Origin of the sequence: Methanosphaerula subterraneus (assembly GCF_052055875.1) — an archaeon.
Classification (GTDB): Archaea; Halobacteriota; Methanomicrobia; order Methanomicrobiales; family Methanospirillaceae; genus Methanosphaerula; species Methanosphaerula subterraneus.
Window position 1 is genome coordinate 2007900 of sequence record NZ_CP170508.1, and the last position, 14075, is coordinate 2021974.

General features: G+C 59.3%; 14 protein-coding genes and 1 tRNA gene. 5 read left to right on the plus strand and 10 right to left on the minus strand.

Translation table 11 applies throughout. The features are described from left to right. From ACFKSJ_RS09705 to ACFKSJ_RS09740, 8 genes are all read right to left on the minus strand, one after another. Nucleotides 1-573 (minus strand): flavin reductase family protein, encoded by a 573-nt coding sequence (locus ACFKSJ_RS09705; protein ID WP_440949599.1) that lies wholly within the window; start codon nt 571-573, stop codon nt 1-3. Between the two features lie 24 nt (nt 574-597). Then, a complete protein-coding gene (locus tag ACFKSJ_RS09710; RefSeq protein WP_440949600.1) occupies nt 598-2358 on the minus strand; it encodes a PAS domain S-box protein in 1761 nt (586 codons plus the stop codon). 117 nt (nt 2359-2475) lie between these two features. Continuing rightward, a tRNA-Ser gene (locus ACFKSJ_RS09715) sits at nt 2476-2560 on the minus strand. A 125-nt stretch (nt 2561-2685) separates the two neighbouring features. Beyond that, nucleotides 2686-4269 carry a thermosome subunit alpha gene (thsA, locus tag ACFKSJ_RS09720; protein WP_440949601.1) on the minus strand — a complete coding sequence of 528 codons (1584 nt, stop codon included), beginning with the start codon at nt 4267-4269 and terminating at the stop codon, nt 2686-2688. An 83-nt stretch (nt 4270-4352) separates the two neighbouring features. Further along, nucleotides 4353-4973, minus strand: coding sequence for an orotate phosphoribosyltransferase-like protein (locus ACFKSJ_RS09725; RefSeq protein WP_440949602.1), 621 nt, complete (start codon nt 4971-4973; stop codon nt 4353-4355). Nucleotides 4974-4995: 22 nt separating this feature from the next. Further along, on the minus strand, nt 4996-5478 hold the full coding sequence (locus ACFKSJ_RS09730) for an NOB1 family endonuclease (protein ID WP_440949603.1): 483 nt from the start codon (nt 5476-5478) through the stop codon (nt 4996-4998). Beyond that, complete coding sequence (gene rtcA / locus ACFKSJ_RS09735) at nt 5475-6461, minus strand: RNA 3'-terminal phosphate cyclase (RefSeq protein WP_440949604.1); 987 nt, start codon at nt 6459-6461, stop codon at nt 5475-5477. The genes ACFKSJ_RS09730 and rtcA overlap by 4 nt, the downstream gene beginning before the upstream one ends. Continuing rightward, on the minus strand, nt 6461-7306 hold the full coding sequence (locus tag ACFKSJ_RS09740) for a ribose-phosphate diphosphokinase (protein WP_440949605.1): 846 nt from the start codon (nt 7304-7306) through the stop codon (nt 6461-6463). Before ACFKSJ_RS09740 ends, rtcA begins: the two co-directional genes overlap by 1 nt. 83 nt (nt 7307-7389) lie before the next feature. Here ACFKSJ_RS09740 and lonB point away from each other — a divergent pair, with 83 nt between their 5' ends. From lonB to ACFKSJ_RS09765, 5 genes are read left to right on the plus strand one after another with little or no spacing between them, the layout of a single operon-like run. Then, nucleotides 7390-9306 (plus strand): ATP-dependent protease LonB, encoded by a 1917-nt coding sequence (lonB, locus tag ACFKSJ_RS09745; RefSeq protein WP_440949606.1) that lies wholly within the window; start codon nt 7390-7392, stop codon nt 9304-9306. Next, entirely contained in the window at nt 9306-10634 is a 1329-nt protein-coding gene (locus ACFKSJ_RS09750; protein ID WP_440949607.1) for a TldD/PmbA family protein, read from the plus strand. The genes lonB and ACFKSJ_RS09750 overlap by 1 nt, the downstream gene beginning before the upstream one ends. Continuing rightward, a complete protein-coding gene (locus ACFKSJ_RS09755) occupies nt 10621-11904 on the plus strand; it encodes a TldD/PmbA family protein (protein WP_440949608.1) in 1284 nt (427 codons plus the stop codon). The genes ACFKSJ_RS09750 and ACFKSJ_RS09755 overlap by 14 nt, the downstream gene beginning before the upstream one ends. Before the next feature lies 1 nt (nt 11905). Continuing rightward, complete coding sequence (locus ACFKSJ_RS09760) at nt 11906-12157, plus strand: pro-sigmaK processing inhibitor BofA family protein (protein WP_440949609.1); 252 nt, start codon at nt 11906-11908, stop codon at nt 12155-12157. Nucleotides 12158-12196: 39 nt separating this feature from the next. Further along, complete coding sequence (locus tag ACFKSJ_RS09765) at nt 12197-12442, plus strand: pro-sigmaK processing inhibitor BofA family protein (RefSeq protein WP_440949610.1); 246 nt, start codon at nt 12197-12199, stop codon at nt 12440-12442. A gap of 113 nt (nt 12443-12555) precedes the next feature. On the opposite strand, the gene ACFKSJ_RS09770 is transcribed toward ACFKSJ_RS09765, so the two are convergent. Together ACFKSJ_RS09770 and ACFKSJ_RS09775 are read right to left on the minus strand one after the other, a co-directional pair. Continuing rightward, nucleotides 12556-13260: a KaiC domain-containing protein gene (locus tag ACFKSJ_RS09770; RefSeq protein ID WP_440949611.1), complete on the minus strand. Its 705-nt coding sequence runs from the start codon at nt 13258-13260 to the stop codon at nt 12556-12558. Next, on the minus strand, nt 13257-14066 hold the full coding sequence (locus ACFKSJ_RS09775) for an RAD55 family ATPase (protein ID WP_440949612.1): 810 nt from the start codon (nt 14064-14066) through the stop codon (nt 13257-13259). The genes ACFKSJ_RS09770 and ACFKSJ_RS09775 overlap by 4 nt, the downstream gene beginning before the upstream one ends. Nucleotides 14067-14075 lie beyond the last annotated feature (9 nt).

Sequence of the window (14075 nt, forward strand, 5' to 3'; positions counted from 1 at the left end):
TCATCGCATGAATGACCGGCCTTCGGAGAACGCTTTGCCGAGGAACTCTCCAAGCCCATAGTACCCCATTTCGATCGAATCGTAGACGAGCGGTCTGATCTTTGAAAGATCCGGCTTCCCCTCAGGGGAGAGCCCTGCTTCGTCCACCTTCACATCCAGGATCTCACCGACGAAGAGGGTATGTACCCCGAGCTCGAGTGTGTTGGAGAGTCTGCATTCGAGGACCACCGGAAACTCGTCCACATATGGGGCGTCGACCAGATCGCTCCGTTTTGGAGTCAGTCCGGTCACTGCAAACTTATCGACCGCTTTTCCGGACTCGATCCCCACATAATCGGCCTCGGCGAGATGCCGCTCCGAGGGGATGCTGATCGTGAACTCCCGCTTTTCGAGGAGCGACTGGTGAGTGTACCGTGACGGCCTGACAGATATCCCGACACTTGGTGGGTCTGAGCTGCAGATCCCTCCCCATGCGGCGGCCATCATGTTCGGCCTTCCCTCGAGGTCATACGTGCCCACGATCAGGTCCGGGTGCACACAGAGAAATGTCTTTGCACCGATCGATCTCTTCATGTGCACATATCTCTTCACAGCCGGTTAAATCCCTTGCCCCGGCAGAGTGAACCGGATCGCCGCTCCTTCACCAGGGTGGCCTGCCACCCGATCATCAGCCCAGATCCTCCCCCCATACCGTTCGATCAGCATCTGTGCGATGTACAGCCCCAGTCCTCTCCCGTTCTCCTCTTCTGCACCCTTCTGGAACCGGTTGAAGACCAGTGGCTTCTCGCTGTCAGGGATACCGGGGCCGTCGTCCTCGACCGATACCTGATATCCCTGACCGACGGGTTCGACCCTGACCGTGATCGTCCCGTCCGGACCGGCGAACTTTCTGCTGTTCCCGATCAGGTTGGTCAGTACCACTCCGAGCAGGTCATCTGCAGAGACGATCGTTCTCTGACTGCTGTAATGTATATTGATTCCAGGAAAATTGGCAATCTGGGCCTTTATCACCTGGTCCAGGTCGATATTTTGAGGTAATGCCTGCTCCTCGGTGATCGTTCTGATCGTCGAGATATTGTCGATGATCTCGATCGAATGGCGGATACAGGCCTGAAGCTTTGCCGTCATCGCCGCTTCCCCCTCATCAAGCATCCCTGAAAGGCAGTCGGCATATCCGAGGGCTGAGGTAGCTGCGTTGTTGATATCATGAGTCATGATGTCGAGGTACAGGTCTGTCCTCCCTTTCCGGGGCGTGATCTTTTCAGAGATGTTAACCGCTCCGATCTGCTGCTGGTCCTGGTTGTGAAGGGGAAACCAGTTCATCCTGACGGTGATCACCTGATTATCGCGTCGTCTGAATGCGGTCACATCACTCCACTGCTCTCCGTTTTGAGTGCCCCGGATGACCCGCTCCCGTGAGGGTTCATCGATCTGCGCAGTGATCAGGATCTCGTGTTTCTCTCCTCTGACCTCGTCGGCCTTCCAGCCATAGAGCTCCTCGGCGCCCCTGTTCCAGGAGACGATCGTCCCCTCAGAATCGATCACCACCACTGCCTGGCCGATATGGTCGAGCAGTTCCGCCTGGAACCATGCCTGCTCCTCCGCAATTTTTCGGGCAGAGATGTCCCGTGACGAGACCTGGATCTCCTGTCCATGCCCCGGCAGATCGACCAGCCGGTATGTCGACTCGATCCAGCAGAACTCCCCATCTTTTCGCCTGATCCGGTAGGTGATCAGGGAGGGCGGAGCGCTGGCGAGGATCACTTCTGCGGACCTGCGGACCTTTGGGATGTCGTCGGGGTGGATGAACACAAAGGCGGCGTGGCCGACCAGTTCCTCTGGTTGGTACCCGAGGAGATGTTCACAGGCCGGCGAGGCATACCGATAGGTGCCGTCAAGGGTGTGGCAGGAGATCATATCGGTTCCGTTTTCGGCCAGCAGCCTGAACCGTTCTTCACTCTGACGGAGAGCCTGTTCGCTCTTCCGCTGGGCGACCGCCCTCTTCACCTTGTGGCTGAGCTCAGCGAACTGTGAACGGGGGTCTCCACCCTTCTGGAGATAGAAGTCAGCCCCCTGGTTCAGGGCCTCGATGACGATCTGCTCCCGTCCTTTCCCGGTGAAGATGATGAATGGAATGCTGTTCCCTGCTAACCTGATGGTCTTGAGGAGTTCTATCCCATTCATCCCGGGCATCTCAAAGTCTGAAACGATCACATCGAACGGGTTCTCTTTGAGCAGTGCAAACGCTTCTTCTGGGGATTTAGCGGGAGTTACGGTGATATCCCCTGAACGTTCAAGAAAGAGGCGGGCCACCTCGAGCAGGGCGGGTTCGTCATCCACGAGGAGCAGCGCAATCATGATTCATCTTCAATGCAGGGGGTGCCCTGTTCTGATTACGATCTGGACGGTGCTGATAGAAGAATATGCCTGTTTAGAGTTCCTATCGTCGGAAGCAGAACAGTCCATGAGAATAAACGCCGAGGGGGAGATTTGAACTCCCGAGGTGCCAAGCACCAGTGGCTTTCGAGGCCACCGCCTTTCCGGACTAGACTACCTCGGCACGTTGACCCACTAAATTTGTCTCTGATTTATATAAATGGTATTGGTGGGTGACAGGGATCGAGTTGATGTTCAGACTCTCCTCCTGATGGAGATGCGGGGGCATCCCCATACCACCAGGTACGCTTACTGCCCTGGTGCCCGGTTCTGGGTGATCATCATGTCATCGACACGGATCAGCATGCTCGCGGTCTCTGCTGCAGACTGGATCGCCTGCTTCTTGACACGCAGTGGTTCGATAACCCCGGCCTCAAACATGTCGACGATCTCACCGGTGTAGACATTGAGCCCGGCATACTTCTGTCCATTGGAGTGGGCCGACTTCAACGCGACCAGCTTGTCGAGGGGGTTGTACCCGGAGTTCTCGGCGAGGGTCAGGGGAACCGCTTCGAAGACGGTTGCGAACGCCTCGATCGGGATCTGAACCCTGCCGCCGACCGACTCTGCATACTCCCTGAGTTTCAGCAGCAGTTCGGTCTCGACGGCACCGCCACCGACCACGAAGGTTCCGTCCTCCATCGCATCGGCGACCACGCTGGTTCCGTCGACGACGGCACGCTCGAGTTCATCGATCAGGTAGTCGGTTGAACCACGGAGCAGGATGGTGATCGCCTTTGGGTTCTTGCAGCCTGAAATGGTGATCAGGTTTGCATCCTCCTTCTCTTCGACTAGCGCGGCGTACCCGAGGTCTGCAGCGGTCAGGTCTTCGGTCTTGTTGACGATCGTCGCATGCAGTGCCTTGGCTGCATACTTCATATCCTTCTCCTTGACGTCGTCGACGGCGAGGACACCGGCCTTGGCCAGGTAGAACTGGACTGCGTCTGCGATCCCTTTCTGGCAGAGAAGTACATTCGCGCCGGCGGCGATCACGGCATCTGCGAGCTTCTTTAAGGACTCGCGCTCGGAGGCTCCGAATGCGTTCATCTGTGCAGAGTCGGTGATCTTGATCTTGGACTTAACCTGGGTCTTGGTCACCTCGAGGGGTGATGCGATCAGGGCGACCTTGGCCTCGACGACCTTCGACGGCATCTGCTCTGATACCCGGTTCTTGTCGATGACGATCCCGCGGATCAGTTCGGCGTCGTCCATGCTTTCGCCGGTCTGCTTCTTGATCATGATGTCGTCACGGTCGACGACGACCTTGCCGTTCTGATTCTCTCCGACACTCATCACCGCATCGACGACGATCCCGTTCAGCTTCCCCTTCACCGACTCGATCGACTTGCCGGTCATCGAGGTGTCGGCGATCTTGAGGAGTCCATCACGGTCAGTGGCGTCGATCTTCAGGGCTATGGTGTTCAGGATCTCGAGTGCCTTCTCCATCCCCATCCGGTACCCCTGGGCGATGATCGTCGGGTGGATCTGCTTGGCGAGCATAAGCTCTGCCTGTTCCATCAGGGAACCGACGAGGATACAGGCTGTGGTGGTACCATCGCCGACCTCATCATCCTGTGTCTCTGCGACCTCGATCACCATCTTGGCGCCAGGGTGCTGGACAGAGATCTCGTGCAGGATCGTAGCCCCATCGTTGGTGATGACCACATCGCCGGTAGAACTTACCAGCATCTTGTCCATGCCACGGGGGCCAAGCGTGGTCCGCACTGCTGAGGCTATCGCCTTTGCTGCTGCAATATTCGAGCGCTGGGCCTCCTGCCCTCTGGTTCGCTCAACATTATCCTTTAGAATGATGACTGGCTGTCCTGCAAGCATTATTAATCCTCCAATATGGTAAAAAATTGAATTGAACTTCTATATAAATTATTGGTATGATATCAGAAGAACGGCAACAATCCTCAGTCTATTCGCGAGATCGTGAAGACTGAGTAGACCGGAACGCCCTCAACCTCCTTGATCCCGAGCTTGTCAAAGAGGACCCAGATGGCGAGCGGCGTCGCCTTGTGCCTGCGCAGGTACCTGACCACCTCATGCATCGTCTTCCCTGAGGTGATCACATCATCGACGATAATTGAGCACTCTCCGCCCACCTGTGAGAAGTTCCCGCTGATCGACCCGATCGGGTTATCAGCACTGCTGTGCTTGGCTGGGTGGTAGATGGCCAGCTTCATCTGTTCCTTCTGGGCGATCAGAGTTGCGAGCGGGATTCCTGAGACCGCGATCCCGACGATGGTGCAGCTCCCGAGTGACGGGCACTGCCCCTCCAAGGCCTCCTGGGGGTGGGCGCAGTAATACCGTTCGATCATCAGCGAGGCGATCCCATCGAGGAGCAGTCCGTTGCTGCTGACCACTGTCCAGTCGATATGAACATCTTTTGGTGCCGTGTCTCCTTTCTTCTGCGTTAAGAGCCAGGTTACTGTCTCCATCGAGAGGCTCAGCTCGTCGGCGATCTGACCGGGACTGTGCCCCTCGGAGAGGAGCATCCTTGCTTTTTGTATCAGCTCATCGAGGGATGACATACGAGAGAGGTACAAAAGGAATCTATTTAAGTTTTCTTTTAATCTCGGCTCCACAGACCAGGCATTCCCCGACCTCGTGGTAGTACCTGCCGCAGCCGGAGCACCGGAACCGCCATCGCCGGTACTTGGCGTGCCGCTGCTGGATCGCTGCGGTCCTGACCCCTGCAGCCTTCGCCGTGTTCTGCACTGCGAAGTCGTCGGTTACTAGGGTGGCGTCCAGGTCGAGAGCGAGGGCGAGTAGGGAGGTATCGGTCAGGGAGAGGACCGGTCGGTCCCCGCTGACGCCGGAGGCGAGGTCGACTCGGTGGAGTGACTCCTTTGATGGTGCCATCACCTTCAGCCCGGCCTCGGTCAGCGCCTCAAGCCGGCAGCGGGCGGAGAGGTCTTTCACCTCGTCCACCACCTCCGGCGTCGTGTACAGGTCTGTCTCCTGATCAACCGGTTGGGGTAGCCGCTCTGTCTCCGCCCCGGCGAAGAAGAACGAGGCGTCCAGCACATACATCATGCTGATAACTCCGTGACAGTGCCGCCTGCATGCCGGATTCGGTACCCGAAGAGGTCGAGGAGCCAGAGCATCGTCTCTGCGTGAAGCGTAAACCTGCCGGCGGTATATTTCCCTCCGGCCACTGCCAGATAGACCAGCAGCTGGTCCGCGAGGTACCGATCCACATCACCGCCTGCAACACGTTCCTCCTGCAGGTTTGCGACCGCCTCTGCCCCGACCTTTTCGGCGGGAAGTCCCCGCCTGCCGAGCATGCTCCCCCCATGGGTGCCGGCCCATACCGTGCACGACGACCCCGGGCCACCTTCAGTCCGCAGATCTATCAACTGCTCTGGGATTCCGATATCCGGGATCCCTCGCATCGCTCTCTCTGCCGCGGACATCTGTCGCTCGACAACATGGTGGGGGAGGCCAGCGGCCGAGGAGCAGATGCCGTTCGAACGTCTGAGTGATTCGCTGATCCTGATCGGGTCGAGGGTGGACGGGGCGACCGTGACCTTCACTGCTCCGCCCCCTGCCGGGAAGTACCCCCGCTGCTGAAGAGCGAGGGTGACCTCTGCTCCATGGTGCCTGAGCACCCGCAGCAGCAGGTGCTCCAAGTAATCGATCGTCGGCGCCCCCTGTACCTCGGTCCCGCCGGTCACCATGAGTGTTCCACCGTGTACCAGCGCGACCGGCAGCCAGGCCTGGATGATCAGCGGAACTGACCCGGCCGTCCCGGTGTCAACCCTGACCTCCGCTCTCCTCGCCATTCCCGGTCGGAAGACCAGCCGGCCGGATCCCTTCGTCGCCCCCTGTACCTCGGCACTGCACGTGGCGGCCACAGCCCGGATGGCAGCCAGGTGCTGGTTCTTCAGCCCCGGGTTGGATCGCCCGGTCCTGATGTGATCGATCTCTATCGGTTGACCGGTCAACGCAGCGCAGGCCACCGCCGTCCTGATGATCTGGCCGCCCCCTTCGAGGTAGGCACCGTCGATCGCAAGCATCAGTCCTGCAGAGATCTCGTGATGCAGTCTGCGGCCGTGATCCGGCTGCACGCCCGCTCGATCGTATCCGTGGCGATCACCTGGCCGACCCCTGATGCACAGAGGTGGGCGTAAGCCCCGCCGGTCAGCACCCCGTGGACGCAGATCGCGTCGACCCGGGACGCCCCCTGGACTCTCAGCATCCCTGCAGCGGTAGCCAGCGTCCCCCCGGTTGAGATGATATCGTCGATGATCACGACCTCCCTTCCTTCCACCGGCAGCGACTTGGGTGCGATGGTGATATGATCGCCTGAATGCCGGGTCTTCTGCAGATGATCGCAGTCCCAGCCGTCGGCGGCAGCGACATCTGCGACGAATCTGGCTGCTCCTTCGTCCGGAGCCAGCAATAGTGGATCAGTCAGCTCCATCTGCTGCAGGTGTCTTCCGATATCGGGGGCCATCGAAAGGTCCTCTGCCGGGACATCGAAGTACGAGAGGACCTCCTCCTGATGAATGTTGATCGTCTTCACCCTGCTGACCCCCCTGCTGACCGCCCTGGCCACAGCCCTGGCAGAGATCGGTTCGCCGTCCTTGAACCGCTGATCCTGACGTGCATAGGCCATGTACGGGAGGACCAGGGTGTTCTCCGAGGTGTCGCAGGCATCGATCAACAGCAGCAGTTCGACGAGCGCATCGTTGTCAGTGATGCTCCCGATGATGATGGTCTGATCGTCGAGACCACTCCGGTTCAGGTAGGACTCCCCATCAGGAAACCGCGAAAATTTGACGTCTACCAGTTCGACGCCCAGACTGGCTGCTACACGCGCACCGAGCACCTGTGAACGCTCTGTACTGATTACCTTCATGTGATCATACCTTAGCTGAAAGTACTTAAACAATCATGCATAAATTATATAAATTAAGAAGGATTGAAGAGGGAAAAATCATAATGGACAGTACTGTAAATGAGGAGCCCACGCACGAGGATACCATTTTAGAGAACGTGCAGGTGGAGACCTCATCCGAGATTGAGGTGCCGGCGCATCTGATCGATCAGGTGATCGGTCAGGAGCACGCGGTTGAGGTGATCAGGAAGGCAGCGATACAACGCCGCCATGTGATGATGATCGGTAGCCCGGGGACCGGGAAGTCGATGCTTGCAAAGGCAATGGCTGAACTACTCCCTAAAGAGGAGCTGCAGGACCTGATGGTCTACCCCAATGCCGAGGACTCCAACAATCCAATCATCAGGACCGTCCCTGCGGGAAAGGCGAAACAGATCGTCGCTGCCCATAAGGCGGAGGCCAAGAAACGGGCACAGTTCCGGAACACGTTGATGCTGCTGCTGATGGTCGGGATCATCGGCTATTCGTTCATCACGATGCAGTGGCTGATGGGGATCATCGCCGCAGCCTTCGTCTTCATGGCCCTCCGGTACAGCACCCCCAAGGATGAAGCGATGGTCCCGAAGCTGCTCGTCTCCAACGATACCACCGCGACCGCTCCCTTCATCGATGCGACCGGTTCCCAGGCCGGGGCACTGCTCGGTGACGTCCGGCATGACCCGTTCCAGAGCGGCGGGCTCGAGACCCCTGCCCATGACCGGGTAGAGTCCGGGGCGATCCACCGTGCCAACGGCGGTGTGCTCTTCATCGATGAAATCAACACTCTCTCGCCGGGCTCACAGCAGAACCTGCTGACTGCGCTGCAGGAGGGAGAGTTCCCGATCACCGGGCAGAGCGAACGCTCGAGTGGTGCGATGGTCAGGACCGAGCCGGTCCCGTGCCGGTTCGTGATGATCGCGGCCGGCAACCTGGACGCGGTTCAGGGAATGCACCCGGCCCTCCGGTCCCGTATCAGGGGCTATGGCTACGAGGTGTACATGGCTGAGTCGATGGAGGAGACCCCCGAGAACCGTGAGAAATTCATCAGGTTCATCGCCCAGGAGATCAAGAACGATGGCAAGATCCCGCACTTCGACCAGGGTGCGATGGCAGAGGTGCTCAGAGAGGGCCGCCGTCGGTCAGGGCGCAAAGGGCATCTGACACTGAAGCTGCGTGACATGGGCGGACTGATCCGGGTGGCCGGCGACCTGGCCAGGCAGGAAGGGGTCGACCTGACCACCGCTGCCCATGTGCTGGCAGCCAAGGAGACCGCCCGTTCTATCGAGGATCAGATCTCAGATGAGAACAGCCGGCGGCTGAAGGACTATGACCTCTCGGTGGTGAAGGGGACGAGCATCGGCCGGGTGAATGGGCTCGCCGTGACCGGGGCCGACTCGGGCTCGGTGCTCCCGATCATGGCCGAGGTCACCCTCAGTCAGAGTCAATACGGCCGCGTGATCGCTACCGGGCTGCTCAAGGAGATCGCTCAGGAGTCGATCACCAACGTCTCGGCGATCATCAAGAAGTTCACCGGGCAGGACATCCAGAAACTCGACATCCATATCCAGTTCATCGGTACCTACGGTGGCGTGGACGGGGACTCAGCATCGGTTAGTGTAGCCACGGCTGTCATCAGTGCGATCGAGGGGATCCCAGTCAGGCAGGACATCGCGATGACCGGGTCGCTCTCGGTCCGAGGTGACGTCCTCCCGATCGGCGGAGTCACCTACAAGATCGAGGCTGCGGCCAAGGCAGGGATCAAGAAGGTGCTGATCCCGGCCTCAAACATGAATGATGTGATGATCGAGGAGCGGTACCGCTCGATGGTCGAGATCGTCCCGGTCTATCATATCGAGGACGTGCTGAAGGAGGCCCTGGTCCCTGAGAACGAGGAAGGTTTCCTCTCTAAGATCAAGAACATGGCCTCACGGCCGGCCGCCAACCTCCTCGACAAGACCGGAATCCGCCCAACGGTGATCTGATGGAGGAGATCCGATACTATGATGTCAGGCATGTACGTGGTGAGGCCACCCACATCGACATCGATAACGGCATTGTGGAGTCGGCCGGCACCTCGTTCTTCGATCAGGCTGTGATCCGGGTACTCGGAGCGAAGGGCTGGGGTGTCTACTCCCTTGATTCCTTCCGTCCGACCCCTGCCCGGGTCACAGAACTCCTCGAAAAGGCTCGCGATATCGCCGCGATCACCGGTGAAGAGGTGACCCTCGGGGACGCCCCTCGCGGTGTGATGAATGGTCCTCAGATCATCGAAGATCCGCTGAATGTGGACCTCGAAGAGAAGACGGCCCTGCTCGGCGCGATCGAGCGGGCGGCCCGTCTACCCCGGATCGTGAATACGCGAGCCACCTACATCGAGCGGCACGAACAGGTCCGATTCACCGACTGTCATGGAACCGAACTGGAGTTTGAACAGGTCCGGTCCGGGTTCAATGTGCTGGCCGTCGCCTCAGAGCAGGGGATGATGCAGATGGGGTACGAGCGGGAACATACGATCAGCGGCTTCAACCTCAGTCACCGCGAGGAGATGGGGAGCAAGGCCGCGGCGACGGCGATCTCCCTCCTCTCAGCGAAGGTCCCGAAGGGCGGATCGCTCCGTGCCGTTCTCGATCCAGAACTGGCCGGGGTCTTCGCTCACGAGGCGATCGGCCATGCCAGCGAAGGGGACCTGATCCATGAGGGAAGTTCGGTGCTGAAAGGAAGGATCGGCGAACGGATCGGCAACGATACCCTGACGATCGTCGACGATCCCTCCCTCTACCTCTTCGGGTTCGAACCCTGCGATGCAGAGGGGGTGCTGCCTGTGCGGACCGAGATGATCAGCCACGGCGTGGTCTCGGCGTACCTCCATAACCTGGAGACGCTCGCGGCGGTCGGCGACGGGATCGCCGGCCATGCCCGTGCGATGCCCGGGCAGGTTCCGCAGGTCCGGATGTCCAACACGTTCATCGAGAACGGGGACTCCTCGTACGACGAGATCCTTGCAGAGTGCAGGGACGGGATCCTCCTCTGTGGTTCCCGTGGCGGACAGGTGGACCCCGGACGGGGTGTCTTCCAGTTCAATGCAGAGTATGGTTATATGATCGAGAATGGGGAACAGGCCGGCATGGTCCGGGATGTCTCGCTATCAGGGGAGATCCTCTCAACCCTCCACAACATCGTGCTGATCGGCAATGATCGGACGATGGGACAGGGATACTGTGGAAAGGGCGGGCAGAGCGTGCCCGTCTCGGATGGGGCTCCCCATGTTCTTCTGATCGATGCGGTGGTGGGTGGCAGTGGCAGTGATTGAAGAGGTGCTGCGCGAAGGCGCACGCCATGCGGACGAGGTTGAGGTCTACTTCGTCGAAGGAGAGATGGTCTCGGCAGATTTCAAGCGGGGGACGATCGCGGTGGCCGAAGCCTCGCATGAGTGCGGGCTCGGGATCCGGACGATCGTCGGCGGGAGGATCGGAACCTCTTCGACGAACGATCCCTCCCGGTGGAAGGAGTGCCTGGCGGCGGCCCTGGCCAGCGGCCGGCTCGCCACCGGGCAGGACTGGAACGGCCTCCCTGGTTCAGCAGCCCTGGACCGGACTCCGCTCTGTTATGACTCGACTCTGACCCCTGATGCCGGGCAGCTCCACGAACTGCTGGATGGAATCCTACAGGGGGCCGGCACCCACCCGGCCACAGTGACCAGCGCCTCGGCCGTCCTCTCCAATGCAACGACGACACTGGCCAACACCCATGGGGTCGAGTACACGGTCCCTGAGACCGGTCTCTCCCTCTCGTGTGAGGCGATCAGCGGCCAGTCGACAGGGTACGAGGGGCAGAGCTCTGCATTCCTCGACATCGACCCGGCCGCGATCGGGGAACGGGCCACCTTCTTCGCCGCCCATTCGGTCGGCGGCGACGACCTCGCCACCGGCACCTATGATATCATCCTCTCCGAGACCGCGTTCGCCGAACTGCTCGGAACAGTCTTTCTGCCGGCCCTCTCCGGCCGGAGTGTCCATGCCGGCCGGTCTTTCCTGGCTGACAAGCTCGGCACGGCGGTGGGGGTCCCCTCGCTGCAGATCTTTGATGATCCCCACCGCCCTCATGGGCCGGGGTCTACGTTCTGGGACGCCGAGGGGGTGCCGACCAGCCGGCTCGACTTTGTCAGAGACGGGATCCTCAATTCGTTCGCCTACGACCTGCGGACCGCATATCGGTATGGTGCGACCTCTACAGCCAGCGCCGTCAGAGGCGGCTACGGCGGCAACCCCTCGATCGGGTTCCACTCGCTGGTCGTCGAGGGCGAGGTGCAGCCGATCGAACAGGACCGGGCGGTCTATGTTCGGGATGTCGTCGGTGCCCACACCGCAAACCCGATGTCAGGCGACTTCTCGGTGGAGATCTCCAACCCCTGCTGGATGGAGAATGGTGAGTTTGGCGCCCCGATCCGCAAGGCGATGCTGGCCGGGAACGTCTTCTCGATGCTGCACGAGATCGCTGGCGTATCAGAGCGCGTACGGACCGTCGGGTCGATGATTGTCCCGTCTCTCCGGTTGAATACGCAGCATCTCATTGGTACCTAGAATGATTGCATCAGTGCTGACGGTGTTGATCGCCTTTGCAGCGGCCGCCGCCATCTACTACTTTTTAAAGAAGTCCCTGACCCTGCTGATCAACTCGATCGTCGGGATCACAGTGCTCTTCGGGCTGAACTACTTCAACCTCTTCACCCCGCCGGTCCCGATCGACGTCGCATCGGTACTGGTCTGTGCGTTCGGCGGACTTCCCGGGCTGCTGATCGTGGTTGTTCTGCATCTGGCCGGCATTACGATCTGATCAGAAGATGTATACGATCAGTTCTCCATTCATTCACCAATGATTGTGGAACTGATCGTTCTGATCCTGGCCATCGCCCTGGCCGTGGGACTCTATTATTTTATGAAGAACCTGTTGTACCTGCTGGTCCATGCGATAGTCGGGGTGGTCGTCCTGGTGCTGGTCAACCTGTTCCTCTTCCCTCCTGTCTCGATCAATCTGATCACCGTGCTGGTCGTTGGATTCGGTGGAATCCCCGGGCTGCTGATCGTTCTGCTCCTCCACCTGACCGGGATCGCGTTCTAGTTTTTTGTAAAAGAGTGCTCCTCCCCTATCGGGGAGTCGCGAGTTGCTTCCTGCTCACCCTTTCAAGGTTCACAGCAAGCAACCACTCGCCCTCCTTTCGAAGAGTTTCGTGGTTAAAAGACGTTCGCCTCAGAGTAGACGTTCACCCGGTCGCTGAGGATCTCGTAGGGCTTGATCTCCCGGGAATGGGCCGAGAGGCGCATCTTCGCGACCTCCAGGGCCAGGTGGACCTGCGACGACTCATTGGAGCGGATATACCGGAGCAGGATCACTGTGTCGACCAGGTACTCGATCAGGTTGTGCCGGCTTGAGTACTGGTTGTTCTTGTCGGCCTCGCTGGTCATCAGCACTGTACAGTCTTCGCTCCTGAGCATATCGACGAACCTGAAAAGTTCATACCGGCGTGCCGAGTCGGTGTCGAAGAGATCCTCAAAGAGGGAGATCGGGTCGAAGACGACCCGCTTGGCATTGTACTTTTTGATCAGGGGCGGCAGGTCATTCCTGATCGAGTTGATCGAAAGGTTGAAGTTGGTCGGATCGAGTTTCAGGACAAAGAACGAAGTGTTCCGGTATTGGTCGATGTCCCAGCCCTTCACCTGCATGTACCTGACGATCGACTCCTCGCTCTCCTCCAGGCTGATGTAGATGGCGGTCTCCCCGCGAATGAGCCCTTCCCAGATGAACTGCAGGGCAAACGTCGTCTTTCCTGTCCCGTAGGTCCCGACGATCGCAGCGAAGCTCCCCGGGATCAGGCCGCCGCTCAGCATCTCGTCGAGTCCATCGATCCCCATCCTGGCCCGCTCCTCGTTCTCGCTCATATGATCACCCTGATGTTCGAGACCTCAAAGCCGATCTTTGGCGATATCCTGACCGAGAACTTCACCAGATCGTTCTCTTCGAGATGAGGCATCACCCCGCGGAACTTCTGGAAGTACATCACCCGCTGACGCCGGGCAGCAGCGCTCTCCTCCCATCGGAAGAGAATCACTGCATCGGTGATGTCGGCGATCTCCTGGATCTGCGAACGGTTCAGGATTCCTTCGGTCAGGAGCATGTAGATGGTCGTGTTCCAGCGCTTTGAGACCCGCTGCAGACCACGCAGGTACGCGGTCAGTTCCTTCCAGTTCTCCGTATCGCTGTAACTGGTTGCGATATCGGTCAGCGAATCGAGGATGACCAGACTGTTCTCAGCCACCGTACCCAGCACAGTTGCCAGCTGCACCAGGGTGGACTTATGTTCGGAACGGCGTTTCAGTCGGCTCATCAGGTCCCGTTCGGTATACCAGTCGCCGGGTACCGTGCTCGCATCGAAGTACTGTTCAGAGAGGTCATCAAAGTGGACATCGTCCCCCAGGCCGGCAGTGATCTCCGGGTCAAAGGAGAGGTGAATATCGCGCCGGATGTCATCCTCCATCTTGGTGAACGTGATGTACCGGATCTCCTCTGGGAGCATTTGCCGCTGGTTGTTCGGGTTCCTCTTCAGTACAGAGAGGTTGATCACCGAACTGTAGACGAATTCGGTCGAACCGGCCCCAATATCTCCGAGCAGCAGGATCACGGATCCTGGCGGCACTCCCCCCTCCATCACTGGATCAAACGATGTGATCCCTGTGGGCATACGCATGCTATCAGC